General features: G+C 68.5%; 22 protein-coding genes. 9 read left to right on the plus strand and 13 right to left on the minus strand.

The features are described 5' to 3' along the window. The first annotated feature begins 36 nt into the window (after positions 1–36). The 5 genes from WKC72_RS12080 to WKC72_RS12100 all read left to right on the plus strand — a co-directional run bounded on the left by WKC72_RS12080 (position 37) and on the right by WKC72_RS12100 (position 4,328). Positions 37–375, plus strand: coding sequence for a DUF3263 domain-containing protein (locus WKC72_RS12080; RefSeq protein WP_011594977.1), 339 nt, complete (start codon positions 37–39; stop codon positions 373–375). Between the two features lie 24 nt (positions 376–399). Beyond that, complete coding sequence (locus WKC72_RS12085) at positions 400–951, plus strand: LytR C-terminal domain-containing protein (protein WP_370182730.1); 552 nt, start codon at positions 400–402, stop codon at positions 949–951. Positions 952–1,024: 73 nt separating this feature from the next. Further along, positions 1,025–1,726: a superoxide dismutase family protein gene (locus WKC72_RS12090; protein ID WP_370182731.1), complete on the plus strand. Its 702-nt coding sequence runs from the start codon at positions 1,025–1,027 to the stop codon at positions 1,724–1,726. A gap of 75 nt (positions 1,727–1,801) precedes the next feature. Further along, positions 1,802–2,926 carry a glutamate--cysteine ligase gene (locus WKC72_RS12095; RefSeq protein ID WP_370182732.1) on the plus strand — a complete coding sequence of 375 codons (1,125 nt, stop codon included), beginning with the start codon at positions 1,802–1,804 and terminating at the stop codon, positions 2,924–2,926. Between the two features lie 118 nt (positions 2,927–3,044). Then, entirely contained in the window at positions 3,045–4,328 is a 1,284-nt protein-coding gene (locus WKC72_RS12100) for a phosphatase PAP2 family protein (protein ID WP_128641515.1), read from the plus strand. On the opposite strand, the gene mnhG is transcribed toward WKC72_RS12100, so the two are convergent. From mnhG to WKC72_RS12130, 6 genes are read right to left on the minus strand one after another with little or no spacing between them, the layout of a single operon-like run. Beyond that, complete coding sequence (gene mnhG, locus WKC72_RS12105) at positions 4,297–4,635, minus strand: monovalent cation/H(+) antiporter subunit G (protein WP_037240636.1); 339 nt, start codon at positions 4,633–4,635, stop codon at positions 4,297–4,299. The genes WKC72_RS12100 and mnhG overlap by 32 nt on opposite strands. Beyond that, positions 4,632–4,892: a monovalent cation/H+ antiporter complex subunit F gene (locus tag WKC72_RS12110; protein ID WP_005251754.1), complete on the minus strand. Its 261-nt coding sequence runs from the start codon at positions 4,890–4,892 to the stop codon at positions 4,632–4,634. Before WKC72_RS12110 ends, mnhG begins: the two co-directional genes overlap by 4 nt. Next, positions 4,889–5,461 carry a Na+/H+ antiporter subunit E gene (locus WKC72_RS12115; RefSeq protein WP_037240639.1) on the minus strand — a complete coding sequence of 191 codons (573 nt, stop codon included), beginning with the start codon at positions 5,459–5,461 and terminating at the stop codon, positions 4,889–4,891. The genes WKC72_RS12110 and WKC72_RS12115 overlap by 4 nt, the downstream gene beginning before the upstream one ends. Further along, positions 5,458–7,080, minus strand: a complete 1,623-nt coding sequence (locus WKC72_RS12120; protein ID WP_112300901.1) for a Na+/H+ antiporter subunit D — start codon at positions 7,078–7,080, stop codon at positions 5,458–5,460. Before WKC72_RS12120 ends, WKC72_RS12115 begins: the two co-directional genes overlap by 4 nt. Beyond that, entirely contained in the window at positions 7,077–7,643 is a 567-nt protein-coding gene (locus tag WKC72_RS12125) for a Na(+)/H(+) antiporter subunit C (protein WP_037240643.1), read from the minus strand. Before WKC72_RS12125 ends, WKC72_RS12120 begins: the two co-directional genes overlap by 4 nt. Beyond that, positions 7,640–10,474, minus strand: a complete 2,835-nt coding sequence (locus WKC72_RS12130) for a Na+/H+ antiporter subunit A (RefSeq protein ID WP_128641517.1) — start codon at positions 10,472–10,474, stop codon at positions 7,640–7,642. Before WKC72_RS12130 ends, WKC72_RS12125 begins: the two co-directional genes overlap by 4 nt. A 195-nt stretch (positions 10,475–10,669) precedes the next feature. On the opposite strand from WKC72_RS12130, the gene WKC72_RS12135 reads away from it, so the two are divergent. Then, complete coding sequence (locus WKC72_RS12135) at positions 10,670–11,086, plus strand: NUDIX domain-containing protein (RefSeq protein WP_005264381.1); 417 nt, start codon at positions 10,670–10,672, stop codon at positions 11,084–11,086. Here the strand turns inward: WKC72_RS12135 and WKC72_RS12140 are convergent. Then, positions 11,083–12,423, minus strand: coding sequence for a hypothetical protein (locus WKC72_RS12140; RefSeq protein ID WP_128641518.1), 1,341 nt, complete (start codon positions 12,421–12,423; stop codon positions 11,083–11,085). The genes WKC72_RS12135 and WKC72_RS12140 overlap by 4 nt on opposite strands. A gap of 112 nt (positions 12,424–12,535) precedes the next feature. Here WKC72_RS12140 and WKC72_RS12145 point away from each other — a divergent pair, with 112 nt between their 5' ends. Together WKC72_RS12145 and WKC72_RS12150 are read left to right on the plus strand one after the other, a co-directional pair. Continuing rightward, entirely contained in the window at positions 12,536–13,288 is a 753-nt protein-coding gene (locus WKC72_RS12145) for an isocitrate lyase/phosphoenolpyruvate mutase family protein (RefSeq protein WP_037240651.1), read from the plus strand. Positions 13,289–13,420: 132 nt separating this feature from the next. Beyond that, positions 13,421–14,620 (plus strand): DDE-type integrase/transposase/recombinase, encoded by a 1,200-nt coding sequence (locus tag WKC72_RS12150; RefSeq protein WP_370180656.1) that lies wholly within the window; start codon positions 13,421–13,423, stop codon positions 14,618–14,620. A gap of 78 nt (positions 14,621–14,698) precedes the next feature. On the opposite strand, the gene WKC72_RS12155 is transcribed toward WKC72_RS12150, so the two are convergent. From WKC72_RS12155 to WKC72_RS12180, 6 genes are all read right to left on the minus strand, one after another. After that, complete coding sequence (locus WKC72_RS12155) at positions 14,699–16,882, minus strand: AAA family ATPase (RefSeq protein ID WP_037240654.1); 2,184 nt, start codon at positions 16,880–16,882, stop codon at positions 14,699–14,701. A 27-nt stretch (positions 16,883–16,909) separates the two neighbouring features. Next, a complete protein-coding gene (pssA, locus tag WKC72_RS12160) occupies positions 16,910–17,773 on the minus strand; it encodes a CDP-diacylglycerol--serine O-phosphatidyltransferase (protein WP_370182734.1) in 864 nt (287 codons plus the stop codon). Continuing rightward, complete coding sequence (locus tag WKC72_RS12165) at positions 17,770–18,483, minus strand: phosphatidylserine decarboxylase (RefSeq protein WP_370182735.1); 714 nt, start codon at positions 18,481–18,483, stop codon at positions 17,770–17,772. Before WKC72_RS12165 ends, pssA begins: the two co-directional genes overlap by 4 nt. A 62-nt stretch (positions 18,484–18,545) precedes the next feature. Beyond that, positions 18,546–19,583, minus strand: a complete 1,038-nt coding sequence (locus WKC72_RS12170) for a MerR family transcriptional regulator (protein WP_370182736.1) — start codon at positions 19,581–19,583, stop codon at positions 18,546–18,548. Continuing rightward, positions 19,558–20,082: a hypothetical protein gene (locus tag WKC72_RS12175; RefSeq protein ID WP_370182737.1), complete on the minus strand. Its 525-nt coding sequence runs from the start codon at positions 20,080–20,082 to the stop codon at positions 19,558–19,560. The genes WKC72_RS12170 and WKC72_RS12175 overlap by 26 nt, the downstream gene beginning before the upstream one ends. Positions 20,083–20,116: 34 nt before the next feature. Continuing rightward, positions 20,117–20,572: an SRPBCC family protein gene (locus WKC72_RS12180; protein ID WP_037240667.1), complete on the minus strand. Its 456-nt coding sequence runs from the start codon at positions 20,570–20,572 to the stop codon at positions 20,117–20,119. A 477-nt stretch (positions 20,573–21,049) separates the two neighbouring features. Between WKC72_RS12180 and hutH the strand changes: the two genes are divergently transcribed. Beyond that, positions 21,050–22,597 carry a histidine ammonia-lyase gene (hutH, locus tag WKC72_RS12185; RefSeq protein WP_370182738.1) on the plus strand — a complete coding sequence of 516 codons (1,548 nt, stop codon included), beginning with the start codon at positions 21,050–21,052 and terminating at the stop codon, positions 22,595–22,597. Positions 22,598–22,713 lie beyond the last annotated feature (116 nt).

Genomic DNA, 22,713 nt, shown 5'->3' on the forward strand with positions numbered 1-22,713 from the left:
CTGAGGTCGAGCGAGAGCTAGTAGTCGAGGAGTGAGATGGACGGCGCAACAGCGCGTAGTCGGAACCAGTCCGAGCGCATCGACGGCGACAACTCGGCGGGGGTCAAGGACGTCGGCGACGACGGCCTCTCGCGTCGGGAGCACGACATCCTGTCCTTCGAACGCCAATGGTGGAAGTACGCCGGCGCGAAGGAAGAAGCGATCAAAGAGCTGTTCGACATGTCCGCCACCAGGTACTACCAGGTTCTCAACGCGCTGGTGGACCGGCCGGAGGCGCTCGCCGCCGACCCGATGCTCGTGAAGCGGCTGCGACGGCTGCGCGCAAGCAGGCAGAAGGCCCGCGCCGCTCGTCGCCTCGGGTTCGACGTCACGTAGCACCCGGTGGCTAAGGTCGACATCGTGAGTATTCCGAAACCCGAATCGTCCGGCCCGCCGTTACGTGCCCTCGCGATGGTGCTGATCGCCCTCGCGATTCTGTTCGCGGGTCTCGGGTTCGCCTCCCTGGGAGGCTCGGACTCGGAGGAGACCGCCGCCACCGTCACGACCACGGCGGCCGCCGGGACCACCGCCGCCGCGCGCCCGACGACGGCCGCCGGAGCAGCGGGCGCCACCTCGGCTTCCGCGGCGAGCACCACGTCCGGCGCCTCGAGCACCTCGAAGTCCGCTGACGCGGCGTCGGTCCCGGTGCGGGTGCTCAACAACAGCAACGTCACCGGTCTCGCGAGCCAGACGGCCACCGAACTGATGTCCTCGGGGTGGACGGTGTCGGAAACCGGTAACTACAGCGACGGCACCATCTCCGAAACCACGGTGTACTACGGGACTTCCGCCGCCGAGAAGGAAGCGGCAACGGAGATCGCCGCGCAGCTCGGGGTGTCGGCCCAGCCGCGGTTCCCGGGTATCGCGAATTCGTCTGCGGGTGTGATCGTGATCGTCACCTCCGCGCAGTAGACCGGACGGTCGGTGCACCATCGCCGCGGTTATGATCAGATGCACTTCTTCGCCACCTCAAAGGAGCGGTTTGATGGCCTCGAGTTCTACCCGTCGGATGTCCTGGCGCATTGTCACCCCGGTGGTGGCCATTGCAGCACTCGGACTGACCGCCTGCAGTAACAACGAGGAGCCGACCGACGTTCCCGGCACCACTCCTCCCGTCTGGACCGGTGCCGCCGATCCCAGCGCCGCAGGCGTTCCCGGCGACGCCGAGAGCGGTTCGGGTGAATCCGCCGAGAGCGGCGCGGTCAGCGCGACGCTGAAGAACGCCGAGGGCGAGGACGTGGGCACCGCCACGTTCAAGCAGGCAGGCAGTCACGTCGAGGTCACCGTTTCCGTCAAGGATCAGACGCCCGGCTTCCACGGTTTCCACGTGCACTCCGTCGGAAAGTGTGAGACGAACTCCGTGGCACCCACCGGCGGTGCGCCCGGAAACTTCCAGTCCGCGGGCGGGCACTTCCAGGCCGAAGGTCACTCGGGCCACCCCGCGAGTGGCGACCTCACCTCGCTGCAGGTTCTTGCCGACGGCACGGCCGAGTTGGTCACCACCACCGACGCCTTCACGGTCGAGGACCTGAAGAACGGCGACAGCGGCACCGCGGTCATGATCCACTCGGGTTCCGACAATTTCGCCAACATCCCCACTCGTTACGCACCCGCCCCCGATCAGGAAACCCTGAACACCGGGGACGCAGGCTCGCGCGTGGCCTGCGGTGTCATCGGCGCCAGCTGAGCCGCGTGACATCCCGGCTTCGGCCGGGATGTCGGTGCGCTGCCGCGCACTGCGGCCTGTGGTTGGATCGAAACCGTGGTAGTTCCCTTTCCCGGTTCGCCGCGGCCGACGCTGGGTGTCGAGTGGGAGATCGCGCTGGTCGACAGGGTCACGCGGGATCTCTCCAACACGGCCGCGGAAGTGTTCGACGCGGTGGCGAGTCTCGCCGGTCCCGAGGATCCGAGGATCACCAAGGAGTTGCTGCGCAACACCGTCGAACTCGTCACCGGGATCCACTCCACCGTCGGTGAGGCGATGGACGACCTCGACGAGTCGCTCGACCTGCTGCGGCGGGCGGCGAACCCGCTCGGCGTCGATCTCATCTGCGCGGGCACCCACCCGTTTGCGCAGTGGTCGACCCAATTGGTCACGCGCACACCGGATTACGACGAGCTGATCGAACGCACCCAGTGGTGGGGCCGTCAGATGCTCATCTGGGGTGTGCACGTCCACGTCGGTGTGTCCTCGCCGCAGAAGGTGTTCCCGATCCTCAATGCGCTGTTGCAGCGGTACCCGCATCTGCTCGCGCTGTCCGCGTCCTCGCCGATGTGGGCCGGCGTCAACACCGGGTACGCGAGTAACCGTGCGCTGATGTTCCAGCAACTCCCCACCGCGGGGTTGCCGTACCAGTTCGCGAACTGGGGGCAGTACGAGGACTTCATCAGCGACCAGATGAAGACCGGTGTGATCACCAAGATCGGCGGGATGCACTGGGACATCCGGCCGGCGCCGCGGTGGGGCACCATCGAGGTCCGCGTCTTCGACGGCATCTCCACCCGCGCCGAACTCAGTTCCCTCGTCGCGCTCGTGCACTGCCTGATCGTCGACCTGGACCGGCGTTTCGAGGCGGGCGAGAACCTGCCCAACCTGCAGCCGTGGCACGTGAAGGAGAACAAGTGGCGGGCCGCGCGGTACGGGCTCGACGCCGAGATCATCCTCGACGAGGACAGCAACGAGCGGCTCGTCACCGACGACCTGAACGACCTGCTCGAGAAGCTGGTCCCGACCGCCGTGCGTCTCGGCTGCGCGGACGAACTGGCCGCGGTCGCGGAGATTCCCCGCCGGGGTGCGTCCTACCAGCGGCAACGTCAGGTCGCGGAGGCGACCGGCGGTGACCTGGTGGCTGTGGTCGATGCGCTGGTGAAGGAGCTCGGGACCTGAAAGACGGTCTCGGGCAGGACACTCGTCCACTTCCCGTTCACGTGTTGTTTACACTTGGCGGGTGTCGATCGACGATGTTGCCGTTATGCGGCCGGGTGGGCCCGTCGATCGTTCCCGCATGTTCGTCGCGAGCGGGGCGCTCGGTGTGGCGATCCTGCTGGTGGTGGTCCAAGTGGTCGCGTCCACCCAGGGTTTCCAGGGCCCCCTCGAAAGCCTGTTCCACGACTACGTCCTGACCCCCAAGTCGGCGTCCGTCCCGTGGGCCGGCCTCGCGCTCGCGATGGTCGGGCTCACCAATCGCCAGCGCGTCGTCGCACTCTCCGCCGCAGCAGGCATCGACGTCGTGGTCGCTGCGGCACGCTACCTGTCGGGCGGCCCGCTGACCGTCGGAAACGGCGCGACCTGGGTACTCACGGCGGTGGGCGTGTACGCGGCGGTCCGCTGGACCGGCGACCAGCGGCGCAGCGCCCTCCAGGGCGTCGGTCTCGGTGCGCTGCTGATACTTGCGACCAAATTCGGCGACGCCTGGCTGCAGGTCACGATCATGGCTGGGCCGATGGTGCTCGACGAGTACGCCCAACTGGCCGATCATGCGCTGGGCAGCCCGTCGTGGCACCTGGGGCAGTTCGTCGACGCTCTCGGTCCCGTCGGGTACGGCATCCTCCACTGGGTCTACATCGAACTGCCGGTCGCGGCCATCGCGGTGGCCGTCTACCAACTGCGGAACGGCTGGCCGTCGCACTACCTGGTGCGCACGTTCCTGCTGATCGGTCTCGTCGGTCCCGTGTTCTACGTGCTGTTCCCGGTGGTCGGTCCGATCTTCGCGTTCGGCACCGAAGGCCAGGGGTTCCAGGTCAGCGACTACTGGCCCAACCTCGTCCCGACACCCGACTTCGCACCCGAACCGATGTCGTTCGATTCGGTGACCCCCCGCAACTGCATGCCGAGCCTGCACACGGCGTGGGCCCTCGCCCTGTTCATCCACTCCCGGCAGGGTGCCTGGTGGCTGCGCCTCGGCGGCACGTTCTGGCTGGTGTGCACGCTGACGGCGACCCTCGGATTCGGCTACCACTACGGCGTCGACCTGGTCGCCGGAGCCGTCCTGTGCCTGACCATCGAATCCGCGTTGCGCGACCCCGAGCGGGGGTGGGGCTGGTTCCGGGTCCGCCTCGTCGGAGGCGGCGCGCTGGTGCTCGCCGGACTGCTGCTCAGCTACCGCTACCTCGCGGTGCCGATGGGCCGATTCCCCGAGGTGTCCGGACCGCTCGTGCTCGGCGCCCTCGCCGCGATCAGCCTCGGGTTCTACGCGACGTTCTTCGCCCGGCCCGACACCGCACTCGCGCGGTGGGGCAGCGGCGCGAAGGCGGCGGTCACCGACGTTCTGGCGGCTCCAACTCGTTGATCATCAACAGCCCGTCCTGATCTCGCTGCTCCCGGTACGCCACCCGGCCGACGCTGTGCGCGATGACCGGCGCGGTGAACAGGGTGAAGATGCCGACGAGGATCAGCATCCAGATGTCGACGTTGCCGCGCAGTTCGAGGACGGCGCCTGCGAGAACCATGATGAGACCGACCACCTGCGGTTTGGTGGCGGCGTGCATGCGGCGCAGGGTGTCCGGGAACCGGACGATGGCGATGGCGGCCGTCAGTGCGAGCAGCGAGCCGCACAGCATGAGCGTGGCCCCGATGACGTTCAGCGCGGTGGTCACGACTTGTCACTCACCCGGAACCGGGCCACCGACACCGAGCCGATGAATCCCACCAACGACAGCGCGACGATGGCGGGCACGATCGTCGTGTCGCCGGTGTACGCGGCCCACACGGCGAGCCCGCACATCGCGAGCGCGATCAGGGTGTCGAGGGCGACGAGACGGTCCAGCGAGTTGGGTCCGTCGAGCAGCCGGAACGTCGTCAGGACCCCGGCGACGACCAGGATGATTCCGGATATGACCGAGACGACCGTCATGAGCTGCCCTCCTGGGTGGGGTCTTCGTATTGCAGGTCGCGGTTGTGCCAGGGGCTCGGTTTCCAGTCGGAGTCGCGTTCGAACGCCGCGATGAACAGCCGTTCCAATTGCGCGACCGTGCGGTAGAACTGGCTGACCGCCTTCTGCGAGCCCATGTCCAGGACGTGCACGTAGACGATCCGCCGGACCTGGTCGATCTCGAGGACCATGGTGCCCGGAATGAGGTTCAGGACGTCGATGCACAGGGTCAGGACGAGGTCCGACTTGATCCCCAGCTGGTAGCGCAGGACCCCGGTGACGGGCGGCGGGCCTGGCCGGAGCGCGAGCCACGCGATCTGGAGGCTCGACTGGAGCGAGTAGTACACGAACATCACGGCCAGCCGGAGCAGCGGCAGGACGTGCACCCGGCCCTCCACGGGCACCCGCGGCAGCGGCATGAGCACCATGATGAGCGCGCCGACGGCGAGCCCACCGAGGATGTTGCCCCAGCTGACGTTGCCCCACAACAGGATCCACACCGCCATCAGCCACAGCAGCGCGCCGACTTGGAGAAGTCTCTCGCGTTTCATCGCGGTGCCTCCTGCGCTTCGCCGCCGGGATGCCCGCCGAGGACGGCGTCGATGTAGATGGACCGGTTCTGCAGGTCGCTCGCCGCGCGATCGCTGATCTGGATGATCTGGCCGGCGAACACCGTCATCGCCAGCCCCACGGCGACGAGGGCGACGGTGGGGATGAGCATCATCGCGGGGATACGGCCCACGTCGGCGCGGTCGTCGAACGAGATGTCGGCCTCGGACTCGTCGAGCAGCGCCGACGGGCTGACGTCCGCGAGATCACCCTCGGGGGCGTCGGCGCGGGCCCGCCAGAACGCCTTGGTCCAGACGCGTGCGACGACGTACAGCGTGAGGAGGCTGGTGAGGGTTCCGCCCGCGACGAGGATCCACGCCAGCACGCTCGCGTCGGCCGAGCCGGCCTGCAGCAGCGCGACCTTGCCGATGAACCCGGAGAACGGGGGAATGCCACCGAGGTTGAGGGCCGGGACGAGGAACACGATGGCCAGGACGGGGCTCGCCGCGGCGAGCCCGCCGAGACGTCGCAACGACGACGACCCGGCCTGGCGTTCGATCAGACCGACCACCAGGAACAGCGTGGTCTGCACCAGAATGTGGTGGGCCACGTAGTAGATGGCACCCGAGAGCCCCGACTGCGTCGACAGCGCGACACCGAACACCATGTACCCGATGTGGCTGACCAGCGTGAAGGACAGCAGACGTTTGATGTCGCTCTGCGCGATCGCACCGAGGATGCCGACGAGCATCGTCAGGAGGCCGCACACCATCAGCACGTTGTCGAGTTCGCCCTCCGGGAAGAGCAGCGTGTGCGCGCGGATGATCGCGTACACACCCACCTTGGTGAGCAGGCCGGCGAACACGGCGGTGACCGGTGCGGGCGCGGTGGGGTAGGAGTCGGGCAGCCACGTCGACAGCGGGAACACCGCCGCCTTGATACCGAACGCCACGAGCAGCACACCGAAGATGGCCGTGCGCGTGCCGGACGGGATGCCGTCGAGGCGGGTGGCCATGTCGGCGAGGTTGAGGGTTCCGGTGGCCGCGTAGGCGAATGCGATGCCCGCAAGGAAGATCAGCGACGACACCATCGACACCATCACATACGACACACCGGCACGGACACGGTCGGCGCTCGCACCGAGCGTCAGCAGCACGAAGCTGGCGGCGAGGAGCACCTCGAAGCCGACGTACAGATTGAACAGGTCGCCCGCGAGGAACGCGTTGGAGATGCCCGCCGTCAGCGCCAGATACGTCGGCAGGAAGATCGAGACGGGCTGGTCCTCACTGCCGTCGCGGATACCCTGACCCACGGCGTAGGCCATGACGGCGAGCAGCACGATCGACGAGACCACCAGCATCATCGCCGACAGCCGGTCGACTACCAGCGTGATGCCGATCGGCGAATCCCAGCCACCCACCTGAATGGCCGTCGTCCCGTCGCGGTCGGCCAGGTACAGCAGCAGTCCCGACACGACGAGGACGCCGATCAACGCGACGAGCGTGATGATCCGCTGAGCTCGCGGACGCCGGCCGAGCACCAGCGTGGCCGCGGCGGCGAGCATCGGCACGAGGACCGGCAGCGGCGCGAGGGCCGTGATGATGTGCGGGGATATGGTCACGACTTCTCCCCGATCCCGGCCTTGTCGGAGTCCTCGTCGTCGAAGTCACCCTCGTGCAGGTCTTCGTAGCATTCGAGGTCTTCGAGGTTCTTCAGCTCTTCCAGGGGAATGGGGTTTCCGTCCTTGTCGAATGCGTCGCCGCTGAAACTCGGCTCGCCGGTGACCGGGTCGTCGGAGCGGTCGCGGTCGGGGGCCTCGGCGGGCGACCGGCGCCGCAGGACCTTGGTGTCCTCGGGGTCGTTCTCGACGGCGTCCTGCGTGGTGATCTTGAACGACCGGTACGCGAGCGCCAGCACGAAGCCGGCGATGCCCATCGTGATGACGATCGCCGTCAGAATCATCGCCTGAGCCAGCGGGTCGGCCATCGACTCGTGGATGGACTCGCGGCCTACGATGGGCGGATTGCCGTCCGTACCGCCGGACGTGAGGATCAGGAGGTTGATGCCGTTGCCGAACAGCAGCAGTCCCAGCAGCATGCGGGTGATGCTGCGTTCGATGAGCAGGTAGACGCCGGCCGACACCAGGACGCCGATGATGACGAGAAATCCGATGTTCGCGCTCATCGCTGGTTCACCTCGATCTGTGCGTCGAGACGCGCCCCGAGACTGCGGAGCACGTCGAGTACGAGCCCGACCACGATGAGATACACACCCAGGTCGAAGAACAGGGCGGTGACCATCTTGACGTGGCCGACCAGCGGCAGCGTCACCTCGAACACCGCGGAGGACAGCGCCGGGGCGCCGAGGAACAGCGACGCCAGCGCGGTGCCCGCGGCAAGCGTGAGTCCGAGGCCCAGGATCTTGCCCGCGTCGATCGGGACGGTTTCGCCGAGTTCGTACCGTCCGCCCGCCAGGTACCGCAGGACCAGCGCGAGACCGGCCGTGAGGCCGCCGGCGAACCCGCCACCGGGCGCGTTGTGACCGGCGAAGAAGAAGTAGACCGACAACACCATGATGGTGGGGAAGATCAGCCGGGTCGTCACCTCGAGGACCAGTGACCGGTGTTTCGGATCGATGAGCTCGCCGCCGAGCAGCCACGTGGTCTCGGAATGCGACGCCGACGAATCGGCCGTGACCGCGGGAGCGTCGGACACCCGGGGTGCGCTGCCGAAGCGACGGTTGCGGAACACCAGGCTCGCGACACCCGTGGCCGCCACCAGCAGCACCGAGATCTCACCGAGCGTGTCCCAGGCACGGATGTCGACGAGCAGGACGTTGACGACGTTCTTGCCGTTGCCGAGGTAGTACGCCGCGTCGGGGAGTCGCTCGTAGATCGGCACCGAGTTCCGCGCATTGATGGCGTACGCGCCGATCGTGGTGATGGTGGCACCGACCGCGACCGCCAGCAGTGCCCGCGGAATCTTGAAGCCGATGGCCCTGCGCTCGTCCACCTCGGCGGGCAGCTTCCGGAACACGAGGACGAAGATGACGAGGGTCAGCGTCTCCACCAGGAACTGGGTGAGCGCGAGGTCGGGGGCTCCGTGGAGGGCGAACAGCACACCACAGCCGTAGCCGCTGAGACCGACGAGGATCACGCTGGCCAGACGGTTGCGCATCACCGTCGCGGCAAGCGCGGCCGCGACCATCATCAGCCCGATCACGAACTGCACCGGCGAATCCCACAACCGGACGTCGGCGCCCGTATTCGTGCCGACGACGAGCAGCACCAGCGGCACCACCACCAGGGTGCCGAGGATGGTCGCCTGCGTCAGCGGGAGCGAACCGCGCTGGGTGGCGCCCGTCAGCCGCATCGACAGGGCGTCCATGCCGCGCAGCGTCGCGTCGTAGATGCGGTCGGCGTTGCCGAGCGGCGGATGCTCGAACCGCAACCGGTTGACCCAGCGCTGCGCCACGAAGAGCGCGGTGCCGACGGCGAACACCAGCAGGGTGAGCAGCAGGGCGGTGTTCACGCCGTGCCACAGTGCGAGGTGATAGTCGGAGACACCCTCGGCGGGCAGGGTCTGCGAGTACGGCGTCAGGAGCTTCTCGAGCTGCGGCGCCACGAGTCCCGCCGCCAGGCTCAGTACCGAGAGCACGGCGGGCGCGGCGAGGAACAACGGTCCGGGTGCATGCATGCCCTGCACGGCCGGGCTCGGCCGCGCGAGCCGCTTGCGACCGAAGGCGCCCCACATGAACCGCACGCTGTAGGCGAGCGTCAGGATCGAACCGAGCACCACGACGCCGACGGTGACGATCCGCGCCGGGTCGGCGAGGACCGTCGTGCTCAGCAGGGAGTCGAATGCGGCTTCCTTGCCGACGAACCCGAGGAACGGGGGAAGCCCGGCCATGCTCGCCGCGGCCATCGCGGCGACGACCGTGAGCGCGGGTGCGCGGTCACCGAGGTGCGCGAGTTTGCGGATGTCGCGGGTGCCCGTCGTGTGGTCGATGATGCCGACCACCATGAACAGCGCGGCCTTGAACATCGCGTGCGCGACGACCATCGTCATGCCGGCGAGCGCGGCGTCGCGGGTGCCGAGGCCGACGAGCACCATCATGAAACCGAGCTGGCTGACGGTGCCGAACGCGAGCACCAGTTTGAGGTCGAAGGCGCGCATCGCCCGCCACCCGGCGAGGACCATCGTCAGCAGGCCGAGCGTGATGATCGTGAACCGCCAGGGCGCCGAATCGGCGAACCCGGGCGACAGTCTGGCCACGAGGTAGATGCCGGCCTTCACCATGGCCGCGGCGTGCAGATAACCGCTGACCGGAGTCGGGGCGGCCATCGCTCCGGGCAGCCAGAAGTGCAGTGGGACGATCGCGGATTTCGACAGGGCACCGATGAGGACCAGCACGACGGCGACGCCGGCGAGCCAGCCGCGAGGTGCGATCTCGATCAGTTCGGACAGGTTGTACGTGCCACTCACCTGGCCGAGGATGATGATGCCGACCAGCATGGCCAGACCACCCGCGGTGGTGACGAGCAGCGCCTGCGTCGCGGCCCGGCGACTCGACGCGCGTTCGGCGTAATGCCCGACCAGCAGGAACGACAGGACCGTCGTCAGTTCCCAGAATATGTACAGCAGCAACATGTTGTCGCTGGCGACGAGGCCGAACATGGCCCCGGCGAAGGCCACCATCTCGGCGGCGAAGATGCCGAGCCGGGGTTCGTCGTCGGTGAAGTAGCGCGCGCAGTAGACCAGGATCAGCGTGCCGATACCCAGCACGAGCACCGACATGATCGCGGCGAGCGGATCGAACCAGAAGTCGAGGTCCATCGACAGGCCCGGAGCCCACACGATGGACAGGGTCTGTTCGGTGCCCCAGTTCGCGATCACCCATCCGAGTGACGCCAGCGGGACGAGGGAGAGTGGGTAGAAACCGTTGCGGCCGAACTTGCGCACCACAAGCGGAGCCAGAACGGCGGCAACGGCATGGGCGAGCAGAACAGCAAGCAAAAGGCACTCCGTCGGGGTCAGCGGGCGGCGGGGTGTCGGAACGAAACGAACCGAGTCGTGTAGACCGTTCGCTTAGCTAGCGAACTGGGCTACGGGATACATCCTACTGGGTCGGTTATTCGGACTTACAATCGCGGCAAATCGGACTAATGGGGCGCATTGTGTTATGGGCGGCCGGCCTGACTGTTCTATCTTGTGACGGTGCCTGCCGAGATCCGAACCGCCGCGCTCGCCCACATCCGCGACCGGAAACTCCTTCAGACCCGATCGGTGGGGAAGACCGCGTTCTACATGGCCGGCGGGAAGATCGATCCGGGCGAGAACGCCGAACAGGCGCTCCACCGCGAGATCCGGGAGGAACTCGACGCCGGAATCGTCGACGGGACGCTCGAACATCTGGGGGTCTTCGAGGCGCCCGCGTACGGACATCCCGAGGGTACCGACCTGCACATGACCTGCTTCCTCGCCGAACTGAGCGCCGAGCCGCGGCCGACGAGCGAGATCGCCGAACTCCGGTACTTCACCGTCGACGAATACGCGGCCATGCCCGACGTCGCGCCCGGCTCGATGCTCGTGTTCCGCAGGCTGCAGTCGCTCGGCCTCCTCGACTAGGTGACCTCCGGTGTGCTGCGCCGCTCGTGTACCGAGTAGACGCAGAACGCGACGACGAGCAGCATCACGAAGCCGACGAGGTGGTCGGACGCGGCGGTCGAGGCAGGCGACGACGGCAGGCGGTGTTCGGTGCTCGCACCCGAGTAGACCACCCGGCTACGGGGAACCGTGGTCGCCGCCACGAACACCAGCGACGCGAACGGCAACGCGAAACCGAGTACCGCGACGGGCGCCGACCCCGGCAGAGCGGCGGCGAGCGCGAAACCCGCGCCGCAACCCAGCACGGCCAGCCGGATCAACAGTGCGACGCCGTCGTCGCCGAAGTCGGGCCAGACGGCGGCGAGGAGCGGAACGACGGCGGCCAGGCAGAGTCCCCACTGCGGGCGCCGCCACTTCGGTGGGACCCTGACCGCTATCGCGATTCCCGCGACCAGAGTGATGACGCCGACCGCCAGCAACGCCGGCGCGGGCGTCGTCACCCGCGGGGTGCGGAGGTCGTCGAGGACGAGCACGGCGGCGGCGGTGACACCGGTCGAGGCGAGCAGAAAGCGTCCGTCGATCCCCGGGAACCGGCGTGCGATCAGCACCGTGACCGTGAGAATCACGGCCAGTGAGAATGCGACGATCAGCCAGACCGTCAGGGGTTCGCCGAATTCCTGATCGTCGATCCACGCCCCGAGCAACCGGTTGAGCAGGGCGAGAGCCAGGGCGCCGACCAGCGCGGTCAGCAGGGTCTTCCGGTCGGGACGCTGCACCCGGAACTGCGACCGTGCCACCACCGCCGACGCGAGCGCGAGCACGAGAACCGCGATCAGCATCCACTGCGGGGGTTCGCCGATCGCGGAGGTGCTCATACTCGCGGGTTCGACGTACGCGGTGTCGCCGCGCGGCAGTCGCTGCACACTCGCGAGGAGGAACGCGCTCGCGACACCGAGAGTCAGCGCCAGCTGCGAAACCCAGCGACCCCACACCGCGGCGACCGCCGCACCCAGCAGGAACCCGGCAGTCGCGGTCTTGGCGAAGTGCAGGGCGATCAGCGTGTCGACCCCGCCGGCGTGCGGCACCGCCCAGCGCGCGCCGATCAGGGCGAGCGCGCAGGCCGCCGCCAGGAGCCACGACACCCGCCGGGAGCCGGACCGTTGCAGACCGGCCACCGCGATGACGGCGAGAACGAGAGCCACCACCACACCCGTCGGCTGGCTGCTGAGCCACCGATCGATCTCCCGGTCGGAAGCATTGATCGTCCAGGCCCGGTTGCGGGGATTGGTGAGAACGAAACCGGCCAGTGCACCGGACGCGAGAGCAGCCGCGGCCGACAGAGGTTCCCGGAAGTCCATTCGCTCACGGTACTCGAGCGGGTAGGAATGGAAATGGCGAACCCGGCGTTGGCACCGAAGGCGTGCCCGAGAACGACTCCGATCGAATACAAACGAGGCGAGGAGCCCACCTATGACGTCGATCAACGAGAAGGCCACCACCCTGCTGGGGCTGCACCAGCCCGGCAACCCCGTCATCCTGCCCACCGTGTGGGATGCGTGGTCCGCGAATCTGGCTGTGTCCGCTGGGTTTCAGGCGCTGACGGTCGGAAGCCACCCGGTCTCCGACTCGATCGGCAAGCCCGACAACGAGGGGATCACGTTCGACGAACTGCTGCACCGCATCTCCCAGATCACCGCAGCGGTGGATCTGCCGCTGTCGGTCGACATCGAATCGGGATACGGGCTCGAGCCAGCCCGTCTGATCGAGGGTCTGATCGGCGCGGGAGCAGTCGGCCTGAACATCGAGGACACGGTTCACAGCGAGGGTGGGCGTCTCCGTGAACCGCAGGAGCACGCCGACTTCGTCGGAGGATTGCGGCAGGCGGCCGACGCTGCCGGGATCCACGTGGTCGTGAATGCGCGCACCGACCTGTTCGTGAAGCAGGTGGGTGACGAATCCGACCGTGTCGATCGCGCGATCGCTCGGCTGAAGCTCGCTGCCGAGGCCGGAGCCGATGTGCTGTACCCCGTGGGTCGCCACGACGACGCCACCCAGAAGCGGCTCACGTCGGAGCTCCCGCTGCCCGTCAACGCCATCGGTCTGCCCGATCAGGACGATCCGGCGAGCTTCGGCCCGCTCGGCGTCGCGCGGGTGAGCTTCGGCCCGTTCTTCCAGGCCGCCCTCGCCGCACACGCGGCCACGCTCCTCGGCCGCTGGTCCTGACCCGTGAGTACTTGTTAACCGCGGGCGGTTTGTTGAGTCTGGGGACATGTGAGACAGATGATGTCTACCCAGATGTGAGACACGCTGCCGTCGACGAGGTGTGAGGCACCTGACTGGTCGTGAACTTGGTTCATGACCGGAACGGATGCCGTCATGGACCTGCTACACGCCCTGCTGGTGCTCGCCCACGCCACCGGCGCCGACATGTTCGACGGGAACTTCGCCCGCTGGTGCGCCGACCACGGGATCTCCCGCGCCACCGCCTACCGACACAAGAAACGGATCGAGGAGGAGGGCCGGTGGACCACCCGGTCCCGCCGGCCCACCTCCTGCCCACACGCCACCCCACTACCGGTCGAGATCGAAATCGTCCGGCTTCGCCTGAACCTGCCCCACCACGAGCGCGGCGCCGACACCATCGCCTACCACCTGCAGGCCGTCGCCGACAAACACCACTGGGCCGCCGAGGGCTGGACCATCCCGTCCCGGGCCACGATCAACACGATCCTCTCCCGCTACGACCTGGTGATCCCGGAACCGAAGAAACGCCCGAAATCGTCGTACCGCCGGTTCTGCTACCGCAACCCCCGCGACTGCTACCAGATCGACGCCACCCAGGTCCGGTTGGCCACCGGCGAGAAGGTCGTCGTCTTCGAGGTCCTCGACGACTGCACCCGCACCCTGGTCGCCACCCGGGTCGCGGACGCCGAAACCGCCGCCGGGGCGATCGCGGCGATCACCGCCGCGTTCACCGGCTTCGGGATCCCGGCGTTGGTGCTCGCCGACAACGGCAGCGCGTTCACCTCCCGCCGCACCAAGGGCGGCATCTCCGGCTTCACCCGGGTCGTGGAGCAGGCCGGGGCCCGGCTGATCCACTCCACCCCGTATCACCCGCAGACCTGCGGGAAGGTCGAACGCCACCACCGCACCTTCAAGCAATGGTTGGCCGCACGGCCCACCACCGCGGCCACCACCACCGAACTGCAGCAACTGTGCGAGACCTACCAGCGGTTCTACAACACCGAACGCCCGCACAGCGCCGTCAAGATGCCACCGCTGCAGGCCTGGCGGAATGCGGCGATCCACGGTGGGCCACAGCACCTTCCGATCCAACACGACGCCACCGTGCACGCCCTCGTCGTCTCCTCCACCGGCACCGTGTGCGTCGACTCCCGCGCCCGCCTGAGCGTCGGCCGAAAGATGGCCGGACAGACCGTCACCCTGCTGCGCGACGACGACCACGTCACCGCCTACACCACCGACGGCGACGTGATCGGCCACCTACACCTCGACCACACCAAGCGCTACCAAGGCAAACTCCGCCCCGCCTAAAATCTGTCTCACATCTACGTAGACACCCGTGTCTCACATCTACGTAGACAGCACAAACCGCGGGCGGTTAACAAGTACTCACGGGCGCGACAGCGCATAGGACTTCAGGTGCGCCACTTGCTCGGGATCGAGTGAGGGGCGCACCTTTTCGCGTGCCTCGGCGACGTCGGCCGCGGTGACGTCGGCGGCGTCGATGTTCCGGCGCATGGCGGCCAGCGCGGCTTCCCTCAGCAGCGCCGAACAGTCGGCGGCCGAGTAGCCGTCGAGGTCGTCGGCCAGGGCGTCGAGGTCGACGTCGTCGGCGAGGGGCACCGATTTCCCGGACGTTCGCAGGATCGCGCGTCGGGCATCACCGTCCGGTGGCGGCACGAATACCAGCCGCTCCAGCCGGCCGGGGCGCAGCAACGCCGGGTCGATGAGGTCGGGCCGGTTGGTGGCGCCGACGACGACGACGTCACGCAGCGGTTCGACGCCGTCGAGTTCGGTGAGCAGCGAGGCCACCACCCGATCGGATACCCCGGAGTCGGAGCTCTGACCGCGCCGCGGGGCGAGGGCGTCCACCTCGTCGAGGAAGATCAGCGACGGAGCCGAATCCCGCGCCCGCTGGAACAGTTCGCGGACCGCCTTCTCGGACGCGCCCACCCACTTGTCCATCAGTTCGGCGCCCTTGACGGCGTGCACACTCAGATGCCCCGAACTTGCCAGCGCCCGAACGAGATAGGTTTTGCCGCAACCGGGGGGACCGTAGAGCAGCACTCCGCGCGGCGGATCGACACCCAGCCGGGCAAACGAATCCGGATGCTGCAACGGCCACAGGACCGCCTCGGTCAGCGCCTGCTTGGTCTCCACCATGTCCCCGACGTCGTCGAGGGTGACGCTGCCGATCGCGAGTTCCTCGCTGCCCGACCGCGACAGGGGGCGGATGACGTCGAGCGCGCCGAGCAGGTCGTCCTGTGTGAGCGCCGGGTCGACGGGTTTCCTGGTCGCGCGCGAGGCGGCACGCAGGGCCGCTTCCCGGCACAGCGCGGCGAGGTCGGCGACGACGAACCCCGGTGTGCGGGCCGCGATCGCGTCGAGGGCGATCCCGTCGGTGGGGACTTTCCGCAGAAGCAGTTCCAGCAGCGCCCGGCGGGTGGAGCCGTCGGGCAGGGTCAGGGTGAGTTCGCGGTCGCACAGGTCCTGCCCGCGCAACCGTGCGTCGACCGACTCCGGGTGCGCCGACGTCGCCACGAACGCGACGCCGACGGTGTCGACTGCGCGGCGGAGCTGTTCGACGATCAGCGCCGACACGGGCTCCGGGGTGGCAGGCAGCAGGGCGTCGATGTCGGTGATCAGCAGGACGCCGCCGCTGCGGATCGCGTCGACCGCCGCGGTGACCCGCTGTAGCCGCGAGTCCGCTTCCAGCGCGCCTGCACTCGGCCCGTCGAGTTCGACCACCCGACGGGAGGCGAGCACCGAACGGGCCAGCGTCGCCTTCCCGACACCGGCGGGCCCGGTTACCAGGACGCCCAGATGGGGTGAGGCCCCCAGTTTGCGGAGCAGTTCGGGTTCGTCGAGTGCCAGTCCGAGCCACTCGGTGAGTTTGGCTGCCTGGGTGTGGGCACCGACCAGGTCCTCGACGGGGACCGGGGGAACCTCCTCGGCGGGCGGTACCGGCGGCGCGGGCAACCGGGGCGGAGCCGCGGACACCGTCGCGCGCACACCCTCACCCCACCCGACCGCGGTGTTGGGCTGCACGCTCACCGGACCACCGGCCGGGTCGACCCCGGTGACGGTGAGCAACTCGGACGTCCAGGCGACACCGAACGTCCGGGACAGTGCCTGTGTCGCGGGGGCGGTGCTGGTTCCGGGGCCCAGATCGCGGGGGAGCAGCGAGACCGTGTCGCCGACCGTGAGGACCTTGCCGAGCAGGGCGTGACGCAGGGTGACGTCGGAGACGGAGTTGACGGCCAGATTCGAGCCGCTGACCGTCACCGTCTTCCCGCCGTACACCGTCACCGGTGTCACGACGACCGTGCTGTTCTCGGACAACCCGGCGTTGGACAGGGTCACGTCGTCGAGGAGTGCAGTCCCGGTGGGGGTTCCGGTCGGCGCGCGACCCGCCACCGCGGCGGTGCGGCGCGCGCCGACGAGGGCGATCGCGTCCCACTCGCGGACGCCGAGCGCGGCCAGGGCTTCCGGATGCAGCCGGACCACGCCGCGCCGGGCGTCGGCGGCCGAGGTGTTCAGTCGGACTGTGAGCGCGAGTTCCGGTGAGGTCACGCCGTCGAGCCTACGTGCGGGAGCGAACTATCGGGCCCGGGGACGACGCAGTCCGAGCCGTGCGGCGGATCGCCTGCCGCGGGCGTCGGGCTGACGCCGGATGGCCCGCCGCTCGGACGGCTTGATGTCCCACGTCTCGGGGCGTGCGGCCACCCACCGCTTGGAATGGACCGCGAACGGAATGTGCACGAGGTACACGGCCACGAGCGCGATCAGCAGGATGTACGGGTAGGTGACCAGGGCCGCCGCCGCGAGCGCCACGAGGACGAGTAGACCGGCCGCCATCCGCGGGGGCACGGACACCGTCTTCAGCGCCAGTGTGGGAATCCGGCTGACGATCAGCGCCGCGGACATCACGGTCCACGCCACGACGACGGGATACGACGACCACCAGCCGTCACCCCACTGCGCGGCGGCGGCCAGCGGGGTCAGTGCGATCAGCGCACCCGCCGGCGCAGGCACCCCGGTGAAGTACTCGTTGGTGTAGCCCGGCGCGTCGTCCTCGTCGAGGAGCGTGTTGAACCGTGCCAGCCGCAGCACGATGCTCACCGCATAGATCAGCGCGATGATCCAGCCGAAACTCTGCCCGTCCAGCAGTGTGACGTAGAGGACGAGGGCCGGTGCGACACCGAACGAGATGGAATCGGCGAGCGAGTCCAGTTCGGCGCCCATCTTGCTGGTGGCGTCGAGGAGGCGCGCGATGCGGCCGTCGAGCGAGTCGAGCACCGCGGCGGCGCCGATCATCGCCAGCGCCGTCCCCAGGTCGCCGTCGAGCGCGAACTTGACGGCGGACAGCCCCGCGCACAGGGCGAGGATCGTGACCACGCTCGGCAGGAGCCGAACCGCCTGCTGGGGTCGTCCCCGCCTCTGCTGCTTGGCGTTGGCGATCACGGCAGTTGAGCGATGACGGTCTCGGCGCCGATCGTCCGCTGGCCACGCTCGGCGAGCAACGTGGTGCCCGCCGGGAAGTACGTGTCGACGCGGGAGCCGAACCGGATCAGGCCGTACGTGTCACCGATCGGGAGGGTGTCGCCGACCTTGGCGTCGCAGACGATCCGGCGGGCGAGCAGACCGGCGATCTGCACGACGACGACGTCGTGGCCTCCCTGGGTGTGCAGCAGCATGCTGTTGCGTTCGTTGACCTCGCTGGCGTCGGCGAGATCGGCGGAGAGGAACTGGCCCGGCCGGTGGACGACCTTCGTGACCTCACCACCGACAGGACTGCGCTGGACGTGCACGTCGAGCACGGACAGGAAGATGCTGACCCGGGGGAGCGGCTCGGTTCCCATGTCGAGTTCGGACGGCGGGACCGCGGAGTCGACGAGTGCGACCTCGCCGTCGGCCGGTGCGACGACGACGCCGACACGGTTCGGCGGAACGCGGTGCGGATGCCGGAAGAACGCGGCGCAGGCCGCGGCGGAGGTCAGCGCTCCACGCCGGACCCACTTGCGCTTGCGGCCGAGGACGGCCACACCGAGTGGTGCGAGGACGAAGGGCAGCCCGGCCGGATGCAGGGGCGGAACTGCTCCGCGGACGAGGTCGACGATGTGGCCGACGCTCGTGGATTGCGGGGTTCCGGGGGGTGTGGGCTTGCGTGCCACGGGCTCCTCTAACTGTGTCGGACGGACGTGCTGCCTGCGCGCCATCGCGCCGCACTCACAGATTACGTGAGCGCTACCGGCTGCAACGGCATCAGGAGAGAGTACGCACTCGCGGGGTCCGATGTGTGAACGGATCGTGGCCGGATGGCGAGCGGCGTGATGGGTCCGCCCACCTGGAACGTCAGCTGCTCACCCGGCAGCGCGTCGACGGCTTCGAGGAGAAAACCGGCGCTCACCTGCACATGGAAGCGCACGGGCTGATCCGTCCCCGGGCTGCCGACGACGATCTCGCCGGACTCGAGAACGCCGAGAACCACCCGGTCGCCTGCGTCCGCGAGAAGTGCACGCAGGTCCGCCGAGGAGAAGGTGTGCTCGATTCCCGGGTCGCGCGGCGACAGGCTGCGATGGTCGGGGAACGCGCCCTCGACGAGGCGGGTGCTGAGCTGTTCGGCGTCGCAGCGGAGGGTGATGCTGTCGGAGCCGACGACGACGGTCACCGTGTCGTGGCGTCCCAGCAGACCGGCCGCGTCGTCCAGGAACGTGCACGGGACGACGGCGGAGATCGGCTCGTCCGGTGGTTCGAGAACGGTCACCGTGCCGACCGCCAGCCGGTAGCGGTCGGTGGTGACGAGCCGAAGCACGCCGTGGTCCGTCTCCAGGAGGCAGCCGCGCAACACCGGGAACTCCGAGTCGGCGTCGGCGGCGAACCGCACCGCGCCGAACGCGGTGAGGAGGTCGGTGGTGCGGAGGACGGCCGTGCACTCCCGTGCCGTCCGCGCGTCGAGCAGTCCGTGAATCCTCGCCAGTTCGCGTCGAGCGTCGTCCAGCCCCTTCTCGAGCCGGCCGAGATGCCGGTCGAGGAGTCCGTGGGCGTCCGTCCCCCTCAGTACGGCCGCCATTTCCTTCACCGGCATACCCACCCGGCGCATCGCGGCGACGAGGATCGCCGCGTCCACGTGCCGGTCGGCGTACCAGCGATAGCCCGTGCGCGGGTCGACCGCGTGCGGGGTGACCACCCCGGCCTTGTCGTAGAACCGCAGCGCGCTGACCGACAGACCGGACGCCCGGGCGAGTTCACCGATGCTGAGCACGGCACTCACTCTGCCCCCACGGTCCGACAGTCGCGGCGTCGAGTTCTGCGCGCAGGCGCTCGACCGCCCCGCGGATCATCCGTCCGTATCCGTCCTCGGCGAGATGTTCGCAGCTCTGCGCGGCCCGATCGAGATGATGACGTGCCTCGGACGACTGGCCGAGTGCGTGATGAGAGGCCGCCACGTTGAGATGCAGCGACGGGTAGAACCCCGCGACCTGCAGCGAAGAGTGGTGTTCCTGAGCTCGCTCGTCGGTCAGCGAGTCGGCGGCGGCGAGGGCCCGCAGATCCCAGCGCAGCTCCTCGGCGGGGTCCGTCTGGACGTCAGCCATGTAGTGGGCCAGCGTGACGACGTGCAACGGGTCCGCTGTGTCCTCGCCGGAACCCGCGAGGGCGTCCCACACCTTCTCGAAGATGCGTCGGGCGCCCTCCCGGTCTCCCGCTACTGCCAGTTCCTGCCCCTGCGCGATCCTCGCCATGACGGCGTCCGATGTGTCCATGCGGACCACGATGGGGCCTCGACCAGGTCGAGGGTCAACCGGACTACGTGCGCTCAGCCGCCGACTTGATGCGGGCGAGGGTGGTGTTCATGCCGTTCACGAGGTCGACCTCGAAGTCCTCGTTGCCGCCGAGGACGGTCTTGACCAGGAACTGCGACACCTTCGACGTTCCGGTCGGGGCTTCGCGGCGCTCGGTGACCTTGGTTCCGCCTGCCGTCGGCTCGAGTTCGTACGACCAGATGGTGCGGTTCTCGAGGATCCGGAACGCGATGGCCTTGTTCGGCTGGAACTTCACGACCTTCGACGTGGTCGGCCACACGAGGAGGCCCTTGCGGTTGATGTTGACGGTCTTGGTGCCCTCTTCGACGACGCCACCGAGGACGCGCATCTTGCGGCACTGGGGGCTCCATTCGCCCATCCGCTTCAGATCCGACACGACGGCCCACACGTCTTGCGGGGTCGCGTCGATGTCGATGCTTGCTTCGAGGGTGTTTGCCATCGGCTGTCTCCAGTCAGGGGAAGGTGGTACGTAAGGTAACAATTACTTTTCCGTCATGGTAGGCGCTCGCGCCGGAGCCGTGTGCGGTAGGTCACTGAATTCTCGTCCCGACCGCAGTTTTCCAGCACTTCCGCGCGCCTCATCGAAACCGTGTAACCAAAGGGGCACGATGGGCGATGAGTCAAGAGCGCGACGAAATGTCGCCGATGCAATGGCGCAAATGGAAAGTTGTCGAGTCGGTGTTCGGAAGTGATCGGTAGTGAATGTTCATTCGATCCTGCGGTGGGACCGCAGCCCTCTCCCTCTACTCGAATCAGCCCGATTGCAAGGACGTCCGTCCTCGTGGCCGAGTGAAAAACTCGAACGTTTGATGACGCCACGCGAAATCGAGGAAGCTCTCCGCGGCCGGTTGTAGACGCCGTCGTCGCTCCCGCAATCTCCTCACTCTCCGCCCGGCCCCGGGGGAGACTGGGGGTTGTGGGAGCCGAAGAGTCTGTCGTGGTCGGAACCGGAGCGGTCGCCGCCGAAGAAGTGATCCGGGTGGCGCGTCTCGGCGCGCCGGTGCGGATCTCGCGGGACGCGATGTCGGCCATGGCGGAAACCCGGAAGCGCATCGAGGCGCTGGCCGAGGACCCGAAGCCCGTGTACGGGATCTCGACGGGGTTCGGGGCACTCGCCACCCGGCACATCCCCTCGGCGCTACGGACGCAGCTGCAGCGCAGTCTGGTCCGCTCGCATGCCGCCGGGAACGGCCCCGAGGTGGAACGCGAGGTCGTGCGCGCTCTGATGCTGCTGCGACTGTCGACGCTGGCCACCGGCAGGACCGGCGCGCGGCCGGAGGTCGCGCAGGTCTACGCGTCGCTCCTGTCGGCGGGGATCACCCCCGTGGTCCACGAGTACGGCAGCCTCGGGTGCTCGGGGGATCTGGCGCCGCTGGCGCACGTCGCGCTCGCGGTGATCGGTGAGGGCACGGTGCGGGACGCGGACGGCGAACTGCGGCCGGCCGCGGAGGCGCTGGCCGCTGCCGGTATCGCACCGGTGATCCTCGAGGAGAAGGAAGGGCTGGCCCTCATCAACGGCACCGACGGCATGCTCGGCATGCTGCTGCTGGCATGCGAGGACCTGCACGGGCTTCTCCGTCTGGCCGACGTCACCGCGGCGATGAGCGTGGAGGGGCTGCTCGGCACCGACAAGGTGTTCGCCCCGGACCTGCAGGCGCTCCGGCCGCATCCCGGGCAGGCAGCGGCTGCGGACAACATGACGCGGTTGCTCGCGGGTTCAGGCATCGTCGCCAGCCATACGGGTCCGGATTGCACGGTGGTGCAGGACGCCTACTCGTTGCGGTGCGCCCCGCAGGTGGCCGGGGCGGCGCGGGACACTCTCGCGCACGCCGAGCGGGTGGCGTCGTGGGAACTGGCCAGCGCAATCGACAATCCGGTGGTCACCGTGGACGGTCGGGTCGAGTCGAACGGCAATTTTCACGGGGCGCCGGTCGGGTACGTGCTGGATTTTCTGGCGATCGTCGTCGCGGATGTGGCGAGCATGAGCGAGCGCCGCACCGACCGTTTCCTCGATGTGGCCCGCAATCACGGGCTGCCGCCGTTCCTGGCCGACGATCCCGGGGTGGACAGCGGCCACATGATCGCCCAGTACACCCAGGCGGCGATCGTCTCGGAACTGAAGCGGCTGGCGGCGCCGGCGAGTGTGGATTCGATTCCGTCGTCGGCGATGCAGGAGGATCACGTGTCGATGGGGTGGTCGGCGGCCCGGAAGCTGCGCCGTGCGGTCGACGGGCTCACCCGGGTGCTGGCGATCGAGGCGTTGACGGCCGCTCGTGCGCTCGATCTGCGGGCCCCCCTCGCTCCGTCGCCGGCGACGGGTGCGGTGCGGGACACGATCCGCGAGCACGTGGACGGACCGGGGACCGACCGTCACCTCGCGCCGGAGATCGAGGCCGCGGTCGCCCTCGCCTCGTCCGGCGCTCTCGTCGCGAGCGCGGAGTCGGTGGTGGGAAAGCTGGACTGAGGGCCTACTGGCTGCGCGACCTCATCCCGGGAGCGCGGGAAGTCGTGGAGATCCGGGGTGGCAAGCTGTTCTTCCCCGACGAGCGTTCGCGCGAACTGGTCGTCGAATTGCGCAGA

It is taken from the genome of Rhodococcus wratislaviensis (genome assembly GCF_041228765.1).
GTDB classification, from domain to species: Bacteria; Actinomycetota; Actinomycetes; order Mycobacteriales; family Mycobacteriaceae; genus Rhodococcus_F; species Rhodococcus_F wratislaviensis.